16 protein-coding genes and 1 pseudogene are annotated in these 19,195 nt (G+C 75.5%); 15 read left to right on the top strand and 2 right to left on the bottom strand.

Annotation, left to right across the window (positions count from 1 at the left end):
- Positions 1-4: 4 nt before the first annotated feature.
- Positions 5-1,309, bottom strand: coding sequence for an FAD-binding oxidoreductase (locus GPA02_RS15060; RefSeq protein WP_162457797.1), 1,305 nt, complete (start codon positions 1,307-1,309; stop codon positions 5-7).
- A gap of 208 nt (positions 1,310-1,517) precedes the next feature.
- Between GPA02_RS15060 and GPA02_RS15055 the strand changes: the two genes are divergently transcribed.
- Positions 1,518-2,306, top strand: a complete 789-nt coding sequence (locus tag GPA02_RS15055) for a sensor histidine kinase (protein ID WP_156201137.1) — start codon at positions 1,518-1,520, stop codon at positions 2,304-2,306.
- Complete coding sequence (locus tag GPA02_RS15050) at positions 2,303-2,968, top strand: response regulator (protein ID WP_156201135.1); 666 nt, start codon at positions 2,303-2,305, stop codon at positions 2,966-2,968. The genes GPA02_RS15055 and GPA02_RS15050 overlap by 4 nt, the downstream gene beginning before the upstream one ends.
- Positions 2,969-3,011: 43 nt before the next feature.
- Here GPA02_RS15050 and GPA02_RS15045 read toward each other — a convergent pair whose 3' ends face one another.
- Entirely contained in the window at positions 3,012-5,474 is a 2,463-nt protein-coding gene (locus tag GPA02_RS15045; RefSeq protein ID WP_156201133.1) for a DNA gyrase/topoisomerase IV subunit A, read from the bottom strand.
- A gap of 132 nt (positions 5,475-5,606) precedes the next feature.
- On the opposite strand from GPA02_RS15045, the gene GPA02_RS15040 reads away from it, so the two are divergent.
- The 13 genes and pseudogenes from GPA02_RS15040 to GPA02_RS14980 form a co-directional block, all read left to right on the top strand.
- Positions 5,607-8,261 (top strand): GNAT family N-acetyltransferase, encoded by a 2,655-nt coding sequence (locus tag GPA02_RS15040; protein ID WP_156201131.1) that lies wholly within the window; start codon positions 5,607-5,609, stop codon positions 8,259-8,261.
- A gap of 41 nt (positions 8,262-8,302) precedes the next feature.
- Positions 8,303-8,887, top strand: a complete 585-nt coding sequence (locus tag GPA02_RS15035) for a DUF5998 family protein (RefSeq protein ID WP_156201129.1) — start codon at positions 8,303-8,305, stop codon at positions 8,885-8,887.
- A complete protein-coding gene (locus tag GPA02_RS15030; protein WP_156201127.1) occupies positions 8,884-10,050 on the top strand; it encodes an alkaline phosphatase family protein in 1,167 nt (388 codons plus the stop codon). The genes GPA02_RS15035 and GPA02_RS15030 overlap by 4 nt, the downstream gene beginning before the upstream one ends.
- 1 nt (position 10,051) lies before the next feature.
- Complete coding sequence (locus GPA02_RS15025; protein ID WP_156201125.1) at positions 10,052-10,756, top strand: thymidine kinase; 705 nt, start codon at positions 10,052-10,054, stop codon at positions 10,754-10,756.
- Complete coding sequence (locus tag GPA02_RS15020) at positions 10,753-11,886, top strand: prephenate dehydrogenase (RefSeq protein WP_240134077.1); 1,134 nt, start codon at positions 10,753-10,755, stop codon at positions 11,884-11,886. The genes GPA02_RS15025 and GPA02_RS15020 overlap by 4 nt, the downstream gene beginning before the upstream one ends.
- Entirely contained in the window at positions 11,883-12,584 is a 702-nt protein-coding gene (gene cmk, locus GPA02_RS15015) for a (d)CMP kinase (RefSeq protein ID WP_156201123.1), read from the top strand. Before GPA02_RS15020 ends, cmk begins: the two co-directional genes overlap by 4 nt.
- Positions 12,581-13,300: a lysophospholipid acyltransferase family protein gene (locus GPA02_RS15010; protein ID WP_156201121.1), complete on the top strand. Its 720-nt coding sequence runs from the start codon at positions 12,581-12,583 to the stop codon at positions 13,298-13,300. Before cmk ends, GPA02_RS15010 begins: the two co-directional genes overlap by 4 nt.
- Positions 13,301-13,391: 91 nt before the next feature.
- Complete coding sequence (der, locus tag GPA02_RS15005; RefSeq protein ID WP_156201118.1) at positions 13,392-14,891, top strand: ribosome biogenesis GTPase Der; 1,500 nt, start codon at positions 13,392-13,394, stop codon at positions 14,889-14,891.
- Positions 14,888-15,535: a DNA-3-methyladenine glycosylase family protein gene (locus GPA02_RS15000; protein WP_156201116.1), complete on the top strand. Its 648-nt coding sequence runs from the start codon at positions 14,888-14,890 to the stop codon at positions 15,533-15,535. Before der ends, GPA02_RS15000 begins: the two co-directional genes overlap by 4 nt.
- A 29-nt stretch (positions 15,536-15,564) precedes the next feature.
- Positions 15,565-17,040 (top strand): FGGY-family carbohydrate kinase, encoded by a 1,476-nt coding sequence (locus GPA02_RS14995; protein ID WP_162457796.1) that lies wholly within the window; start codon positions 15,565-15,567, stop codon positions 17,038-17,040.
- Between the two features lie 63 nt (positions 17,041-17,103).
- Entirely contained in the window at positions 17,104-18,357 is a 1,254-nt protein-coding gene (locus GPA02_RS14990) for a toxic anion resistance protein (RefSeq protein WP_156201111.1), read from the top strand.
- Positions 18,358-18,379: 22 nt separating this feature from the next.
- A complete protein-coding gene (locus GPA02_RS14985) occupies positions 18,380-18,889 on the top strand; it encodes a hypothetical protein (RefSeq protein WP_240134076.1) in 510 nt (169 codons plus the stop codon).
- Positions 18,886-19,195 (top strand): annotated as a pseudogene (locus GPA02_RS14980) (AAA family ATPase); the annotation flags it as partial. The gene GPA02_RS14985 and the pseudogene GPA02_RS14980, both read left to right, overlap by 4 nt.

Raw genomic sequence — 19,195 nt, 5'->3', positions numbered from 1 at the left:
GCGCTCACCGGTCGACCGGGCCGTGCCGCAGCCGGCCGTCGGGGTCGACGGCGTCGCGGACCCGCGCGAGCCGCTCACGGGTGGCGTCGGGGTGGTGGCGGTCGGCGTAGCCGGAGTCGAAGTTGAGGTAGGACCCGGTCCCGTGCCGGGCGACGGCGTCCCACCCCGGCAGCTGCGCCGGCGCCGGCTGACCGGGCGCCGTCGGCATCCGTAGCGCGGAGACCATCGCCACGGCGTCGCGGTGCGCGAACGCGGTCGCGTCGGCCGCGACGCGCGAGAACGCACCGCCCAGCGCCCGCACGTTCAGCACGGTCGGCGGCGCGGCGAGCGCCGCGACGTCGGCGAGCACGTCGTCGTCCAGTCGCGGCAGCAGCGCGTTGCGCATCGTCAGCCGCATGCCGGCACCGTGGTGGGCCTCGGCCAGGACGTCGGCGTACGGGCGCACCGTGACCGTGTCCTGCAGCACGGGTCCCAGGCCGCGCAGGGTCGCGAGGGGCTCGACGGCGTCGGGCTCCGGTCCGGCGAAGCAGGCACCGATCATCGCGACCGCGGGCCGGTCGGGTGCGGCGGGCACGAGCGACAGGGTGGTCGTCAGGCGCTCGTCGGCCGGCAGCTGCACGTCGCGCCAGCCCGCCAGCACGGCCGCGGGGTCCTCCAGCGCGAGCACCAGCTCCCCGAACACGACGTCGCCGACGCGCTGGGCGTGCAGGTCGGCGCGTGTGACGACGACGCCGAGCCCGCCGCCCCCGCCGCGCAGCGCCCAGAACAGGTCGGGCTCGCGGTCGGCGGAGACCTCGAGCACCCGGCCGTCGGCCGTGACGACCTCGGCGCCGACGAGGTGGTCGATCGCCAGCCCGTGCAGCCGCACCATCCAGCCGATGCCGCCGCCGAGCAGCAGCCCGCCGACGCCGACGCTCGCGGTGTCGCCCGCGGTGAGGCCGAGCCCGTGCGGGGCGAGCGCGCGGGCGACCGCGCCCCACGTGGCCCCGGCCCCGACCCGCACCACCCGGGTCGCGGGGTCGACGGCGATCCCGTCGAGGCCGCGGAGGTCGAGCAGCATGCCCGTGGCCGGCGTCGAGAGCCCGGCGATGCTGTGCCCGCCGGAGCGGACCGTGAGCGGCAGCCCGGCGCGGGCGGCGGTCCTCACCGCCTCGACGACCTCGGCGGTCGTGCGCGGGCGTGCCACCAGGTCGGGGGTGCCGGTACCGGTCATCGTGGTGACGGCGTCGGCGTACCCGGGGTCGTCGGGGCGCAGCAGCGTCCCGACGGGGTCGGTCGCGTGGTCGTCGAGCAGCGTGGTCGTCGGCATCGTGGGTCCTCCGTCTCTCAGCGATCTCCGGTGTCTCGTGGTCCCTCGAGCCAACCGCGGCGGACCGCGCACGTCGTCCGTCCGGCGGCGACACCTGGGGGCCGTGCCCGGGACGACGTCGCGCGCCCGGGCTACGTCGGTCGGCGCAGGTCCGGCCTGCTCCCGCGGGACGACGACACGGTCGCGACCGCTGGCTACCCTCGGGGGCATGCGGACCGAACGTGCCTGGCGACGTCTGTACGCGACCGGCTGGGTGGTGTCGGCGCTGGTCGGCGCGGCCGCGGTGCACCAGTGGCAGCAGCGGATCCGGGCGGTCGAGGAGCGCCTCGCCGAGGCGGAGCGCGGGCGTGCCGCCGTCGTGCAGCGGGTCGCGGCCGAGGAGCGGCTGCGCATCGCGCGCGAGCTCCACGACTCGCTCACCCACAGCATCTCGGTCATCAAGGTGCAGTCCGGCGTCGCCGCGCACCTGGCGCGCAAGCGCGGCGAGCAGGTGCCCGAGGCGCTGCTCGCGATCGAGGAGGCGGCCGGCGACGCCGCGCGGGAGCTGCGCGAGACGCTCGACGTGCTGCGCCGCGACGGCGACCACGACCGGGCCAGCCGGGGCCTCGACGACCTGCCCCGGCTGCTCGAGCAGACGCGCGCGGCCGGCGTGGCGGTGACCGCCGCCGTCGAGGGCGAGGCGCGCGACCTCCCGCGCGAGGTCGACCGCGCCGCCTACCGGATCGTGCAGGAGGCGCTCACCAACGTCGCCCGCCACGCCGGGCCAGCGACCGCGAGGGTCCGGATCCGCTACGGGCCGGACCGGCTCGGCATCGAGGTCGTCGACGACGGCGCGGGCCCGCAGGGTCCGTCGTCCGGTTCCGGTCTCGGGCTGATCGGCATGCGCGAGCGCGCGACCGCGCTCGGCGGTCGGCTGGTGGCGCACGGCACACCGGGACGCGGCTTCGCGGTCCGCGCCGACCTGCCGCTGCAGCCCGTCCCGGCGGAGCGGCCGTGATCAGGGTCCTCCTCGTCGACGACCAGCCGCTGATCCGCACCGGGCTGCGGGCGCTGCTCGACGCCGAGGACGACCTCGAGGTGGTGGGAGAGGCGGGGGACGGCGCCGAGGGCGTCGAGCTGGCCGCGCAGCACCGCCCCGACGTCGTCCTCATGGACGTGCAGATGCCAGGCACCGACGGCATCGAGGCCACCCGTCGGATCGCGGAGCGGGAGGACCTGCGCGACACCCGCGTCGTCGTGCTCACCAACTACGGCCTCGACGAGTACGTCTTCGACGCGCTTCGGGCGGGCGCCGCCGGGTTCCTGGTCAAGGACACCGACCCCGCGGAGCTCGTGCAGGGGCTGCGGGTGGTCGCCGAGGGTGCGGCGCTGCTGTCGCCGACGATCACGCGGACGCTCATCGGCGAGTTCGTGTCGCGGCCCGCCCACCAGGTCGACGGCGACGCGGTGCGGCACCTGACGCCGCGCGAGCGCGAGGTCGTGGCGCTGGTCGGGCACGGGCTCAGCAACGCCGAGATCGCCGAGCGGCTGGTCGTCAGCCCGACGACGGCCAAGACGCACGTCTCGCGCGCGATGGCGAAGGTGCACGCGCGCGACCGGGCCCAGCTGGTCGTGTTCGCCTACGAGAGCGGGCTCGTGCAGGCGCGCACGAGCGGCTGACCACCGAGCGGCGGGCGTGCCGCTCGACCGAGCGGCGGGCCGGTCAGCCGAGCCCGGCGACCGGGGCCGGCAGTGCGACACCGGAGCCGTCGCGGCGCTCGTCGACGGCGGGGAGCTCGATCGGCTGCCCCCCGCTGCCGACCGCGCGCATCGGCGCGGGCGCGACCGCGGCGGCGTAGAGGGCGTCCTCGCCGCGCAGGAAGCGCTGCACCCGCACGCCCGACGTCGCCCGGCCCTTGCGCGGGTAGGCGGCCAGCGGCGTCGTCTTCGCCGAGCCGGGCACGGTGCCCGGCAGCGCGTCGCTCGAGGCCGCGACGCTCGTGACGACCGCGCTGTCCACGTCCTCGGCGCGCACGACGCCCGCGTGCACGACCCGGGCGCCGTCGGCCAGCTTGATGCCGGTCATGCCGCCCGCGCTGCGTCCCTGGGGGCGCACCGCGGAGGCAGGGAAGTGCAGCAGCTGGGCGTCGGACGTGATGAGGACGATCTCGTCCTCGTCGCGCGAGGCGGCGACCCCGACGACCTCGTCGCCGTCCTTGAGCGAGATCACCTCCCACTCCTCGGCGCGGCCGGGCCGGTCGGCGGTGACACGCTTGACCACACCGCGCGCGGTGCCGAGCGTGAGCGCGCCGGTGCCCTCCTCCTCGAGCAGCGACACCAGACCGACGACCCGCTCGCCCTGGGCGAGCATGACCATCTCCTGCACCGGCACGCCGCCGGACAGGCTGGGCGGACCGTCGGTGGGCGGCAGCCCGGGGATCTCGACGACCGACATCCTGACGACCCGGCCGCGCGAGGTCACCGCACCGACCTCGCCGCGGGTCGTCGCGGGCACGGCGCCGACGATCGCGTCGTGCGCCGACCGGCGGCCCTCGCGCGCGGGCGGCCCCTCGTCGACGCTGCGCGCGAGCAGCCCGGTGGCCGACAGCAGCACCCAGCACGGGCCGTCCGGGACCTCGAGGTCGATCGGCCCGCGGCGCCGGTCGGCGGCGGTCGCCGTCGCGGCCGCGCCGCTGGACTCCAGCAGCACCGTGCGGCGCGGGGTGCCGTGCGTCGCGGCGACCTCGGCGAGCTCGTCGGAGACGACGGTGCGCAGCAGCCGCTCGTCGCCCAGGATCGCCTCGAGCTGCTCGATCTCGCGCGCGAGCTCGTCGCGCTCGGCCTCGAGCTCGATGCGCGAGAACTTCGTGAGGCGGCGCAGCCGCAGCTCGAGGATGTACTCCGCCTGCGCGTGGCTGAGGTCGAAGATCGTCATCAGGCGCGTGCGGGCGGTCTCGGCGTCGTCGCTGCTGCGGATGACCGCGATGACCTCGTCGATGTCGGCGATCGCGATCAGCAGGCCCTCGACGAGGTGCAGCCGCTCGCGGCGCTTGCCGAGCCGGAACGTCGTGCGGCGCCTCACGACGTCGAGCCGGTGCGCGACGTAGACCTCGAGCAGCTCCTTGAGGCCCAGGGTGCGCGGCTGGCCGTCGACCAGCGCGACGTTGTTGATGCCGAACGACTCCTCCATCGGGGTGAGCCGGTAGAGCTCGGAGAGCACGGCCTCGGGGTTGAACGCGTTCTTGACCTCGATGACCAGGCGCAGCCCGTTCTGGTGGTCGGTGAGGTCGGTGACGTTCGCGATGCCCTGGATCTTCTTGGCGACCACCGCGTCCTTGATCTTGTCGATCACCCGCTCGGGACCCACGAGATAGGGCAGCTCGGTGACGACGATGCCCTTGCGGCGCGGCGTGATGTTCTCGATGCGGGCGGTCGCGCGGGTGCGGAACGAGCCGCGCCCGGTCGCGTACGCCTCGCGGATCCCCTCGAGGCCGATGATCTTGCCGCCGCCGGGCAGGTCCGGCCCGGGCACGAACCGCATGAGCGCGTCGAGGTCGGCGTCGGGGTGCTCGATGAGGTGCCGCGCGGCGGCGACGACCTCGACGAGGTTGTGGGGCGGCATGTTCGTCGCCATGCCGACCGCGATCCCGGAGGCGCCGTTGACCAGCAGGTTCGGCAGCGCCGCCGGCAGCACCTCGGGCTGGCGCATCGAGTTGTCGTAGTTGGGGACCAGGTCGACCGTGTCGGAGTCCAGGTCCGCGGTCATCACCATCGCCGCGGGCGCCAGCCGGGCCTCGGTGTAGCGCGGCGCGGCCGGGCCGTCGTCGAGCGACCCGAAGTTGCCGTGCCCGTCGACCATCGGCAGCCGCAGCGTGAACGGCTGCGCCATCCGGACCAGCGCGTCGTAGATCGCGGCGTCGCCGTGCGGGTGCAGCTTGCCCATCACCTCGCCGACGACGCGTGCCGACTTCACGTGCCCGCGGTCGGGGCGCAGCCCCATCTCCGCCATCTGGAAGAGGATGCGCCGCTGCACCGGCTTGAGGCCGTCCCGCGCGTCCGGCAGCGCACGCGTGTAGATGACCGAGTAGGCGTACTCCAGGAAGGAGGTCTGCATCTCGCTGGAGACGTCGATGTCGACGATCCGCGAGTCCTGCGGTGGTGGTTCGGAGGTGGAGCGGCGGGCCATGCGGGCCATTGTCACCGACGCGACAGCTCGCGCCGCGATCCCACACCGAGCGGTGCAGGAACGTGGCCGGACCCACGCGCCGGAGCCGAAGGTCCCGTGCACGCGACGACGCCCCGACCTAGGATCGCGGGCATGACGTCGCCGGATGGGTACCCGTACCCGGCGCACTGGGAGGCCGACGTCGTCCTCCGCGACGGCTCGACGATGCACATCCGGCCGATCCGCCCGAGCGACGCCGACGCGCTGCAGGAGTTCCACCGCTCCCAGTCGCCGCAGTCGATCTACTTCCGGTTCTTCGCGCCGATGGAGCGGCTGTCGGACTCCGACCTGCGCCGCTTCACCACGGTCGACCACCAGCAGCGGGTCGCGCTCGTGCTCGTGCAGCGCGTCGAGGGCCGCGAACGGATCGTCGCCGTCGGGCGCTTCGACCGGCTGACCGAGGACGGCGACGTCGCCGAGGTCGCGTTCAACGTCTCCGACGCCGCGCAGGGCAAGGGCCTGGGCTCGATCCTGCTCGAGCACCTGGCGGCCGCCGGCCGCGAGCTGGGGGTGCGCCGCTTCGTCGCCGAGGTGCTCCCCAGCAACGCACGCATGATCCGGGTCTTCCGCGACGCCGGCTACGAGATGTCGCAGACGTTCGCCGACGGCGTCGTCGAGGTGTCGATGCCGATCCGTCCGACCGACCGGTCCCTGGAGGTGCTCGCCGAGCGCGAGCGCCGCGCCGAGGCGCTGAGCATGACGGCGCTCATGGCTGCCGACGGCGTGCTCGTGCACCGGGCGGGGGAGGAGGGCGGCCTGCTCGGCGAGGCCGTCCTCGCCTCGCTCCGCGGGGCCGGCTACCCGGGGACCCTCGTCGAGACCGGCTCGGTCGCCGACCTCGAGAGCCACGAGTCGCTGCCGACGCTCGCCGTCGTCGCCGCCGGCGCCGAGGACGTGCTCGCCGCGCTGCCGGTCCTCGCCGCGCGCGGCGTGCGCGCGGTCGTGCTGATGTCCGACGGCTTCTCGATCGGCCCCGACGGCGTGGGCCCGTCGCAGCGCACGCTCGTGCGGGCGATGCGCGAGCACGGGCTGCGCCTCGTCGGGCCACGCTCCTACGGCGTGCTCGGGCACGGCGCCGGCGGCCGGTACCCCGCGACGCTCGCGCACCACGTCCTCGCCTCCGGAGGCGTCGGGGTGTTCTGCCAGTCGAGCGCCGCGGCGCGGCTGCTGCTGCAGCAGGTGCACGAGCGCGACCTCGGGCTGTCGTCGTTCCTCGCGGCGGGCCGGCGGCTGGACATCAGCGGCAACGACGTCATGCAGTTCTGGTCGGGCGACGACCGCACCGCGGTCGCGTGCCTGTACCTGGAGTCGATCGGCAACCCGCGCAAGTTCTCCCGCGTCGCGCGGCACCTGAGCGCGACCAAGCCGGTCGTGGTGGCGATCGCCGGCACGACCGGGCAGCAGCGACTGCCCGGTCACACCGTGCGCACCTCGACCGCGCCGCGGCGCGTGCTCGAGCAACTGATGAGCCAGGCGGGCGTGCTGCTGGCGGGCTCGGTGCGCCAGCAGCTCGACTGGGCGATGCTGCTGGCCTCGCAGCCGCTGCCCGTGGGCGACCGCGTCCTCGTCGTGAGCAACTCCGGCAGCCAGGTCGCCGTGCTGTCCGACCTCGTGAGCGCGCACGGGCTGCAGGTGGCCGCGCCGCCGCTCGTGTGGCTCCCCACGGTCTCCGGCCAGGAGGTCGCCGACACGCTGGCGGAGGCTGCCGAGCGCGACGACTGGGACATGGCCGTCGTGGCCTACGGACCGTTCGGCGTCGACCGGACCACCGAGGTCGCCGCAGCCGTGGCCGACCTCGCGGCGCGCACCGGGCGGCCGGTCGCGGCCGTCGTGCTCGGGCGGACCGGGCTGCACCCGGACCTGACCACCACCCGTGCGGACGGCGCATCCGTCCGGGTGCCGGGCTACCACGAGGGCGTCGACGCGGTCGGGGCGCTGGCGGCCGCGCGCCGGCACGCGCGCGGCCACGAGCGCGGCGGTCCGCGCGTCGACCCCGAGGGCGTGCGCCGCCGCGAGGCACGAGCGCTGGCCCGGTCGCACCTGCTGGGCGTCCCCGAGGGCTCGTCGGTGCGGCTGCCGGCCGACGCGACTCGCGAGCTGCTCGGCCTCTTCGGGCTGACCGTCTGGCCGTCCACGCGGGTCGGCACCCTGGACGAGGCGCTCGCCGCGGCGGCCGAGATCGGCTGGCCGGTCGCGCTCAAGGCGGCCGACGAGGTGCTGCGGCACCGGGCCGACCTCGGTGGCGTGCGGCTCGACCTGTCGAGCGTCGAGGAGCTGACCGAGGCGTTCGCGAGCGTCAGCCAGCGCCTCAGCGCGCTCGGCCGCCGCAACGTCGCGCTCGAGGTCCAGCGGATGGCGCCGCAGGGCGCCGCGTGCGTCGTCACCGGGCTCGAGGACCCGCTGTACGGCCCGATCGTCGGCTTCGGTCTCGCGGGCGACGCCACCGAGCTGCTCGACGACGTCGCCTACCGGATCCCGCCGCTGTCGGACGCCGAGGTGCGCGGGATGATCCGCGCCGTCCGGGCCGCGCCGCGGCTGCTCGGGTACCGCGGGCTGCCGTCGCTCGACGTCGCGGCGCTCGAGGACGTCGTCGCTCGCCTGAGCGTGCTCAAGGAGGAGCTGCCCGAGGTGCGCTCGGTCGCGCTCAACCCGGTGCTCGTGAGCGAGGACGGCCTCGCGATCCTCAGCGCCACCGTCGACCTCGCACCGGCCGAGCGGGGCGACGCGGCTCGCCGCACGCTGCCGTGACCCGCGCGCCCGCGGCGCGGCAGGTGCGGCATACTCTCGGGGTGCCTTCCTCGTCGGCGACCCCGCTGCGACGCCTGCGCGCGGACCTCCAGCGCGCGGGCTACTACCCGGACATCGTGGCCGACGTCCTCGACCTCGCACTCGCCGAGGAGGACGTCGTCTCCCACCTGGTGCACGTCGAGACGATGTTCGACCGCACCGAGGTGCGCCGGCACGTCACCGTGCTCGTGCTGACGCCCACCCGGCTGGTCGTCGCCCACGTCGACGACCTCAACGGCGACGACGCCGACGCGCCGCCCGCGGCCGCCGCGACCACCGAGTCGGTGCCGATCCGGCACCTGCGCACGGTCAGCCTCACCCACGGCGTCACCGAGCCGCTGACGTACCGCCGCGGCGACGACGTCAGCGAGGTCACGCTCGCGCTCTCGTGGGGCGCGGTGCAGCGGATCGAGCTGGAGCCGGCGACCTGCGGCGACCCCGCGTGCGAGGCGGACCACGGCTTCACCGGGTCGTCGCTGCCCGACGACCTCGTCGTGCGCGTGAGCGCCGACGCCGAGGGGCGTGAGGCCGTACGCGCCGCCATCGCGTTCGCGGCGGCCCTGTCGGCCGCCACCGCACGCGCGTGAGCGCGACGTCGGCCTGGCTGGGCGAGGTCCTGCTCGGGACGGCCGGTGCGGTCGGCAGCGACGTCGTCGTCGACCCGGACGGCGCGGCTCTGCGCGCGGGCGTCGTCGCCGAGCGGCTCGGGCTGGCGCCGGCGCGGCGCGCGTGCCTCGTCGTGGTGGACGGGCTCGGGCTGCACAACCTGCTCGCCGCCGGGACGGCGGTCGCGCCAGCCCTCGCCGGGGCGTCGCGCAGCGCGCTGCGCTCGGCGTTCCCCTCGACGACCGCGACCAACATGGCCGCGCTCGGCACCGGGCTCCCCGGCGGCCGCACCGGGCTGCTCGGCTACACCGTGCGCGACCCCGCCACCGGCCGGCTGCTCAACCTCATCTCGTGGCACGGCGGGCCGGAGCCGACGACCTGGCAGCGGCACCCGACCGTCTTCGAGCTCATGGCCGAGCGCGACGAGCTCGCGGTCAGCGTGGGGCCGTGGGAGTTCGACGGCTCGCCGCTGACCCGCGCCGCGCTCCGCGGCGCTGAGTACGAGTCCGCCGAGAGCCTCGCCGACCGGGTCGACCGCACGCTCGAGGTGCTCGCCGAGCCCGACGTCCGGCTGACGACGATGTACTGGGGCGACGTCGACAAGACCGGTCACCACCACGGCTGGCGGAGCGAGGAGTGGCGCACCGAGCTCGCCCACCTCGACACCCAGCTCGCGCGGCTCGCCGCGTCGGTGCCGCCGGGCACGCTGCTGCTCGTCACCGCCGACCACGGCATGATCGACGTCCCGCGCGGCGACTCGGAGGTGTTCGGCGGCCCCGCGCGCCTGGACGTGGCGGCCCGCCCAGGGCTGGCCGACGGCGTCGCGCTCGTCGCCGGCGAGCCGCGCATCTGCCACGTGCACGCCGAGCCCGGCGCCGCGGCCGCCGTCCTCGCGTCGTGGCGAGCCGAGCTGGGGGAGCGGGCCGACGTCCGCACCCGCGACGAGGCGATCGCGGCCGGCTGGTTCGGCGAGGTCGAGGACCGCTTCCGCCCGGTCGTCGGCGACGTCGTCGCCGCGATGCGCGGCGACGTCGCGGTCGTCGACTCCCGCACCCAGACCGCGGCGTCGCTGGTGCTGGTCGGCATGCACGGCTCGCGCACCGACGCCGAGACCACCGTCCCGCTGATCCGGCTGGCCCCCTGACATGGCGACGCTCACGTACTTCGCCGGCACCATGGACTCCGGCAAGAGCACCCTGGCGCTGCAGCTCAACCACAACCACGCCCAGAGCGGCCGCCGGGGCGTCATCTTCTCCCGCAACGACCGCGCGGGCGAGGGCATGCTGTCGTCGCGGCTCGGGCTGCGGATCGACGCCGTCGAGGTCACCGACGCCACCGACTTCTGGCAGGAGGTCATCCAGCGACGCACCCGCGGCGGCGTCGTCGACTACCTCATCTGCGACGAGGCCCAGTTCTACAGCGCCGAGCAGGTGGAGGCGCTGGCGCGCGTCGTCGACGAGCTCGACGTCGACGTGTTCGCCTTCGGGATCAGCACCGACTTCCGCACCCGGCTGTTCCCCGGCTCGGCGCGGCTCATCGAGCTGGCCGACCGCGTGGAGGTGCTGCAGGTGCAGGCGCTGTGCTGGTGCGGGCGCCGCGCCACCCACAACGCGCGCACGGTCGACGGCGTCATGGTCACCGAGGGCGCGCAGGTCGTCGTCGGGGACACCGACGCCCAGGAGCGCGGCGTCGTCGGGTACGAGGTGCTGTGCCGCCGCCACCACATGCGCCGGATGACCGCGAGCGCGGCCCGCGCCGTCAGCCCCTCGCCCGACCCGCTGCCGCTGGATCTCGAGGTGTGCCCGGTGCCGCAGCCGAACGGCGGGCCCGGCTACAGTGGCCGATCGTGACCGAGGCAGGACCCGCCGCGCCCGCCGCCCAGCTGGCGACCCGAGGCCCCGTGCTCCTCATCGGCACCGGCCTGATCGGGGCGAGCATCGGGCTCGCCCTGACCGCGCACGGGGTGCCGGTGCGGCTGCGCGACGCCTCGCCGTCGGCCCAGGCGCTCGCGCGTGACGTCGGCGCCGGCGAGCCGGAGGGCCCCGACGACGAGCCGCCGCACCTCGTGGTCGTCGCCGCCCCGCCCGACGTGACGGCGGGCCTCGTGGGCGCGGCGCTGCACGCCTACCCGCACGCGACCGTCACCGACGTCGCGAGCGTCAAGGCGCGCATCCAGCACGAGCTCGAGGGCTTCGGCGTCGACCTCACCCGCTACGTCGGGTCGCACCCGATGGCGGGCCGCGAGCGACACGGTGCTGCGGCCGCCGACTCCGACCTGTTCGTCGGCCGGCCGTGGGTGATCACGCCGAGCGCGGTGTCGCGGACCGAGAGCATCAGGGTGGTGCGCGACCTGGCGGTCGACCTCGGGGCGAGCCCCGTCGAGATGACCGCCACCGAGCACGACGAGGCGGTCGCGCTGGTCTCGCACCTGCCGCAGCTGCTGTCGTCGCTGGCCGCCGCGCGCCTGGTCACCGCACCCGAGCGGGCGCTGGGGCTCGCGGGCCAGGGGCTGCGCGACGTCACACGCATCGCCGCGAGCGACCCCACCCTGTGGGCGTCGATCCTCGTCGGCAACGCCGACCACGTCCGGCGGACGCTGCGCGGCGTCCGGGACGACCTCGACGCGCTGCTGTCCTCGCTCGACCGTGCCGCCGAGGACGGCCCGCTCGCGCTCGGCGCGCTGGCGGGCATCGCGGGCCTCATCTCGGCCGGCAACGACGGCGCCTCCCGGATCCCCGGCAAGCACGGCGGCACCCGACGCCGGTACAGCGAGGTCACGGTGCTCGTGCCCGACCGGCCGGGCGAGCTCGGCCGGCTGTTCAGCGAGGTCGGCGAGATCGGGATCAACATCGAGGACTTCCAGATGGAGCACTCGCCGCGCCAGAAGGTCGGCATGGCGACGCTGTCGGTGCTCCCGGGGGTCGCGGGCACGCTGGTGACCGAGCTGGAGGAACGAGGGTGGCGGGTGGTCGTGGAGTGAGCGGGAACGAGCGCGGGGTCGTCGTCGCGGTCGACGGGCCCTCGGGGTCCGGCAAGTCGACGATCAGCCGCCTGGTCGCCGAGCAGCTCGGGCTCGCCTACCTCGACACCGGGGCGATGTACCGCGCCGCCACGTGGTGGTGCGTGCGCGAGGGCATCGACCTCGACGACGCCGACGCCGTGGCACGGGCCACGCGCGAGCTGCCGCTGACGATGGGGACCGACCCGGCCGTGCCGGGTGTCGCCGTCGGCGGCGAGGACGTGTCGGTGGTCATCCGCTCGACCGAGATCTCGACGCTGGTGAGCAAGGTCGCGACCAACCTCGACGTGCGCGCGGAGATGCGCCGCCGGCAGCGCGCGATCATCGACGAGGAACGCGCCCGCCGCGGCGTGGTCGCCGAGGGCCGTGACATCACGACCGTCGTCGCACCGGACGCCGACCTGCGCATCCTGCTCGTCGCCGACGAGCAGGCGCGGCTGCGGCGGCGCGCGCGCGAGGTGCACGGCGCCGACGACGAGGCCGCGCTCGAGGCGACGAAGGACCAGGTGCTGCGCCGCGACGCCGACGACGCGACCGTCTCGAGCTTCCACGAGGCCGCCGAGGGCGTCGTCACCGTCGACTCCTCCGACCTGACGCTCGAGGAGACCGTCGCCGCGGTACGTCGCCTCGTCGAGACCGCGCGGGCGGCCGGGTCGTGAGCGGCTCGGACAAGGCCGGCACGCCGCAGAAGCCCGCGCGCACGCCCGGCCAGGAGATCCGGCCCGAGCACATCAAGCGGTGGGGCCCCGCGTGGTCGCGGCGCGTCGGGTGGTTCCTCGCGAAGGTCGTGTGGCGCACGACGGTGATCGGCGCCGAGAACGTGCCGCGCACCGGCCGCGTGCTGCTCGCCGCCAACCACACCGGGATCATCGACGGCCCGCTGCTGCACGGCTGCATCCCGCGGCGGTCGCACTTCATCATCAAGGAGGAGGCGTTCTACGGCGTCATCGGCTTCCTCATGCGCAACGCCGGGCAGATCCCGGTCGACCGCGGCACCGGCCGCGCCGCGCTGACGACGGCGCTGGCCCTGCTCAACGAGGACCGGCTGGTCGCGGTGTTCCCCGAGGGCACGCGAGGCCGCGGCGACGTCAGCTCGGCGAAGGCCGGCATCGCGTGGCTCGCGGTCCGCTCCGGGTCCCCGGTCGTGCCGGTCGCGATCCTCGGCACCCGCAAGCGCGGCCAGCGGCGGGGGCACGTCCCCGGGTTCCGGGCCCGCCTGTTCGTCGTCTTCGGCGAGCCGTTCCAGGCCGCTCCCGACGACGCCGCCACCGGCCGCGCCGCGGTCGCCGCGGCCGCCGAGCGGGTGCAGGCGGAGATGAGCCGCCACGTCGAGGCCGCGATCGCGCGCACCGGCGTCGACCTCCCGGACGACTAGCCGGCGGGCCGTGCGGGCCGTGGGCACGGCGTCCGCGCAGCGCGCCCCGCACCTGACCGCCTGGCCGCGGCGGGTACGGAAGAATGCCAGGGTGAGCGACACCCCCGAGCAGGACCTCGTCCGAACCCCGCACGTCGTCGACTCCGAGGACGACGCCCAGCGCGCGCAGGCGCTGCGGGCCGGGCTCGAGGACTACGAGCTCGACCCCGACGACCTCGCGGTCCTCGAGGGCCGCGACGGCGGCGACGGGAGCGGCGCGGACGCCGGGCCGCTGCCGGTGCTGGCTGTCGTCGGCCGGCCGAACGTCGGCAAGTCGACGCTGGTCAACCGCATCCTGGGCAGGCGCGAGGCAGTGGTGCAGGACACCCCCGGCGTGACGCGCGACCGCGTCACCTACGAGGCCGAGTGGGCGGGCCGGCGCTTCGTCGTCGTCGACACCGGGGGCTGGGAGCACGACGCCCGCGGGCTGCAGGCGCGGGTGGCCGAGCAGGCCGAGGCCGCGGTCGAGCTGGCCGACGCGGTGCTCTTCGTCGTCGACGCCACCGTGGGGGCGACCGACACCGACGAGCAGGTCGTGCGGCTGCTGCGGCGGTCGAAGAAGCCGGTGCTGCTGGTCGCCAACAAGGTCGACGACCAGCGCGGCGAGGCCGACGCCGCTGCGCTGTGGAACCTGGGCCTCGGCGAGCCGTTCCCGCTGTCGGCGCTGCACGGCCGCGGGTCGGGCGACCTCCTCGACGAGGTGCTGGCGCTGCTGCCGGAGACCTCGGCCGTCGGCAGCGCGGTGCCGGAGGGCGGGCCCCGCCGGGTGGCGCTCGTGGGCCGCCCCAACGTCGGCAAGTCCTCGCTCCTCAACGCGCTCACCCGCAGCGAGCGCGTCGTCGTCGACGACGTCGCGGGCACCACGCGCGACCCGGTGGACGAGCTGGTCACGCTCGGCGACCGGCAATGGGTGTTCGTCGACACCGCGGGCATCCGCCGCCGGGTGCACCAGACCCGCGGTGCCGACTTCTACGCCTCGCTGCGCACCCAGACCGCGATCGAGAAGGCGGAGGTCGGCGTCGTGCTTGTCGACGCCAGCGTCCCGATGTCCGAGCAGGACGTGCGCGTGATCCAGCAGGTCATCGACGCGGGCCGGGCGCTCGTGATCGCCTACAACAAGTGGGACCTCATGGACGACGAGCGGCGCGCGCTGCTCGAGCGGGAGATCGAGCAGGACCTCGTGCAGGTGCGATGGGCGCCGCGCGTCAACCTGTCGGCCCGCACCCGCTGGCACGTCGACCGGCTCGTGCGCGCGCTCGACGTGTCGCTGGAGTCGTGGGACACCCGCATCCCGACCGGACGTCTCAACGCGTTCCTCGGCGAGCTGACCGCCGCGCAGCCGCACCCGGTGCGCGGCGGCAAGCAGCCCCGGATCCTGTTCGCGACCCAGGCCGACACCCGCCCGCCCCGGTTCGTCGTGTTCGCCACCGGGTTCCTCGACCCCGGCTACCGGCGCTTCATCGAGCGGCGGCTGCGCGAGACGTTCTCCTTCACGGGCACGCCGATCGAGATCAGCGTGCGGGTGCGGGAGAAGCGCCGCCGCCCGCGATGACAGCGGGCTCGACGGCGGAGCGCGCCTTCGCCGAGGCCGTCGCCGCGCTCGTCGGTGCCGACCCGCAGCTCGCCGGCCTCGTCGCCGAGCACGGACGGCCCGACTACTGGAGCCGCCCGCCGGGCTTCGCGACGCTGGTGCTGCTCGTGCTCGAGCAGCAGGTCTCGCTCGCGTCCGCCGCGGCCACCTACCGCAGCATGCTGCGCCACCAGGGCGGCATGACGCCGCGGCACGTGCTCGCCAACGACGACATGCGCGGCGACGGCGTGTCACGTCAGAAGCAGCGCTACCTGCTGGCGCTGGCGACCGCGGTCGAGACCGGTGCGCTCGACCTCGACGGGCTCGCCGCTCTCGACGACGACGCCGCCCGGGCGGCGCTGACCGCGCTGCCGGGCATCGGCCGCTGGACGGCGGACGTGTACCTCCTCGCCTGCCTGCACCGGCCCGACCTGTGGCCGGTGGGCGACCGCGCCCTGCAGGTCGCGACCGCCGAGACGCTGGGGCTCGCCCAGGTGCCGAGCGCCGCCGAGCTGGAGGTGCACGGGGAGCGCTGGCGGCCGTACCGGTCGACCGCGGCGCGGCTGCTGTGGCACGGGTACCTGCGTCGGCGCGGGCGCGACGCGATGCCGGTGCCCGCGCTCTGAGCCGGCGTGCGTCGGGGAGGATGAGGGGCGTGCTCGCGCTCGGTGTCGACGTCGGGACCTCGACGACCAAGGCCGCCCTGGTGCTGCTCGACGGCGACCGGGTGCGCGAGCTCGCGGTCGCGAGCGCTCCGACCCCCGGAACCGGCCCCGAGCTCGTGGCGACCGCGCTCCGGACGGCGCGCGACGCCGTCGGCGACCGCGGGCGCGACGTCGTGGCGGTCGGGGTCGCGTCGATGGCCGAGACGGGGCTGCCGCTCGACGCCGGCAACCGGCCGCTGACGCCGCTGCTGCGCTGGGACGAGGGCCTGGGCGCGGAGGACGCGAGCAGGATGCGCGACCTCGCGCCCGACCTGTTCGTCGCGACCGGGGTGCGGCTGTCGGCCAAGACCCCGCTCGCCACGTGGGCGTGGCTGCGCCGCACCCGGCCCGAGGTGTGGTCACGGACGGCGTGCTGGCTCGGCGCGGCCGATCTGCTCGTGCACGCGCTGACCGGCAGCCGGGCGACCGACCACACGCTCGCGGGGCGCACGGGCGGTGCGCGGCTGCCGGGACCGGGGGAGCCGGTGCGGTTCGACCACGAGATCCTCGGCGTCGTGGGGATGCGCCCCGACCGGCTGCCGCCGGTCGCCGACCCGCGCGAGGTCGCCGGGAGCCTCGGACCGGACGTCGCGCGGGACCTGGGTCTGCCCGCCGGCGTGCCCGTCGTCGTGGCGGGCCACGACCACCAGGTGGCGGCGTGGGCGGCGGGCGTGCGCCGACCGCACCAGGTCGCCGACTCCCTCGGCACGGCCGAGGCGGTCCTGACCGTGCTGCCGCAGCGGCCCGCCGAGCCGGCGCGCGTCCGCGCCGACGGCATGAGCCTCGTCCGCACGGTCGCGGGCGACCACGACGCCGTGGTCGCCGGCTCCTCGAGCGCGGGCGCCATGCTGCGCGCGTGGCTCGACACGCTGGACCCCGAGCAGCAGGCGGACGTCCTCGCGCGCGCGGCGGGCGAGGACGCGGCGCCGACGGGCGCGGCCGTGCTGCCGTACCTGCGCGGCCGCCAGACGCCGGCCCCCGACCCGGACGCCGTCGCCGGCGCACCGCCAGCGGGCTGGCCGCCGCACCGGCAGGCCCGCGCCGTCGTCGAGGGCGTCTGCTACCAGGCGCGCTGGATGATCACGACGCAGACCGCGCGGCCCGGCGAGGTCACGGTCGTCGCGGGCGACCGGCTGCCGCTGCTGTGGACCGACCTCAAGAGCGCGACGCTGCCGTGGCCGCTGGCGACCGTGACGGCGGCCGAGCCGGTGGCCGATGGCGCCGCGCTGCTCGCGCTCGTGCGCGCCGGCGCGCTCGGACCCGCGGCGCAGGCGCTGCACGACGCGCCCACCCTGCCGCGCGCGCACCGGCCGGCGCTCGACTCCGACCCTCACGGCCCCGCGGTCGTCGACTTCGTCGCGCGCGCGACCGCGGGACGGGCAGACCTGCCCGGCGCGGACCGGCCGTCCTCGGCCGGGCTGCCGTAGATTGGCCGTAGACATCTGCTTGACCTTCCCTAGACCTGCTGGCACGACCCCGCGAGGACGACCATGACCGACCAGGCCGCCGCCCCCCTCGACCCGCCGGACGCCGAGGACGCGCTGTCGCTGACCCCGCCGGACCCGGTGGCTGCGGTCCCGACGACGCAAGCGCCGGCGATGGCGCCCAAGGTCGACCCGGAGATGGTCCCGACGCTGACGGCCAAGGCCGACTCCTACCTCGCGTCGCTGCTGGAGGCCGACACCAGGTCGCCCGAGTACGCCGCCAAGGCCGACTCGGTCCGCACGATGGGCGACGCCGACATCCGGCGCGCCGCGGAGGTCTCCAACCGGCTCCTCGCGACACCGGTCAAGGAGATCAAGGAGGGCGGCCTGTCGGAGTCCTCGACGGTCGGGCAGTCGCTGCTCGCGCTGCGTCGCACGGTCGAGGAGCTCGACCCCTCGGAGGCCAGCGTCGGCAAGAAGCTGCTCGGCTTCCTGCCGTTCGGCGAGAAGGTCACCGACTACTTCCGCCGCTACGAGTCCGCGCAGAAGCAGCTCGACGCGATCATCCGGGCGCTGTACAACGGCCAGGACGAGCTGCGCAAGGACAACGCCGCGCTCAACCTCGAGAAGCGGAACCTGTGGGACACCATGGGCCGCCTCAACCAGTACATCTTCATGGCCGAGCGCATCGACGCCCAGCTCTCGGCGAGGATCGCCGAGCTCGACGCGACCGACCCCGAGCGGGCGCGTGCGCTGCGCGAGGACGTGCTGTTCTACGTCCGGCAGAAGCACCAGGACCTGCTCACCCAGCTCGCGGTCTCGATCCAGGGCTACCTGGCGATGGACGTGATCATCAAGAACAACCTCGAGCTGATCAAGGGCGTCGACCGCGCGACGACGACGACGCTGTCGGCGCTGCGCACCGCCGTCATCGTCGCGCAGGCGTTGGCCAACCAGAAGCTCGTGCTCGACCAGATCACCGCGCTCAACACCACGACGTCGAACCTCATCGTCGCGACGTCGAAGATGCTCGCGGACAACTCGGCGACGATCCAGGAGCAGGCGGCCAGCGCGACGATCGGCATCGAGCAGCTGCAGAGCGCGTTCGCCAACATCTACGCGACGCTCGACTCGATCTCGGCCTTCAAGATCGCCGCGCTGGACTCGATGGCGCAGACGGTCGGTGTGCTCGAGACCGAGACCGCCAAGGCGGCCGACTACCTCGAGCGCTCGCGCCGCTCGGCGGCGGCCGAGCTCGAGGGCGGCGAGCTGGACGTCGACGGGCTCGGCCTCGGCCGCCCCGGCGGCGCGCAGGGCTGACCGACCGGACGGGCTGATCGGCGTGTCATGGTGGTCGGAGCTGGGGCGCAGGCTGCGGGGCGAGCCCGAGCCGGTGCCCGTGCCTGAGCTGCCGCCTTCGCCGACGAGCGAGGAGATCCTCGCGTCGGTCGAGGACGTGCGCCGGCGCGTCGCCGGCCGTGTGCCGCCCGCGGTGCAGGCGCGCGTCGAGCGGATCGCCCGCACCGTGGCCGAGATGGTGCCGCGTCTCGACCGGCCCGGCCTCGGCAGCCGGCAGGCGCACACGGTGGTCGCGACCGCGACCAGCTACCTCCCGGAGGCGGTCGACGCCTACCTGCGGCTGCCGCGCGACTTCGCCGACCGGCGGGTGGTGGCCGACGGCAAGACGTCGCTGATGCTGCTGGTCGACCAGCTCGACCTGCTCGGCGCGACGATCGCGAAGATCTCCGACGCCGTGTCCCGCCAGGACGCGAACGCCCTCATCGCCCACGGCGCGTTCCTCGAGGAGAAGTTCCGCGCCTCGACGCTCGACAACCCGCCGGAGGCGTCATGACTCCTCCGCTCGCGCTGCGCGAGGCGCTGGCCGACCTCGTCGAGACCGCCGCCGCGGCCGGCGTGCCCGCCGAACGGGCGCGCGAGGAGGGGGCGCGCCTGGCCGCCGCGGTCGCCGAGTCCTCGCCCGGGGCGCCGCAGGCGTGGCTCGCCGAGGTCGACGGCGCCGACCTCGCCGACTTCTTCACCGCCGCCTCCGCCGGGCGGCGCTGGCGCACCGGGCCCACCGACCTGCTCCGCACGCTGGCGGGCGGGCCGCACGCCGTCGGCTACGCCGAGGCGCTCGCGGCGGTCGTGCGCGCGGGCG

The organism is Actinotalea caeni (assembly GCF_009733795.1).
GTDB classification, from domain to species: Bacteria; Actinomycetota; Actinomycetes; order Actinomycetales; family Beutenbergiaceae; genus Pseudactinotalea; species Pseudactinotalea caeni.
The sequence above is the reverse complement of the archived record's forward strand: the minus strand, read 5'-3'. Positions and strand labels throughout refer to the sequence as shown.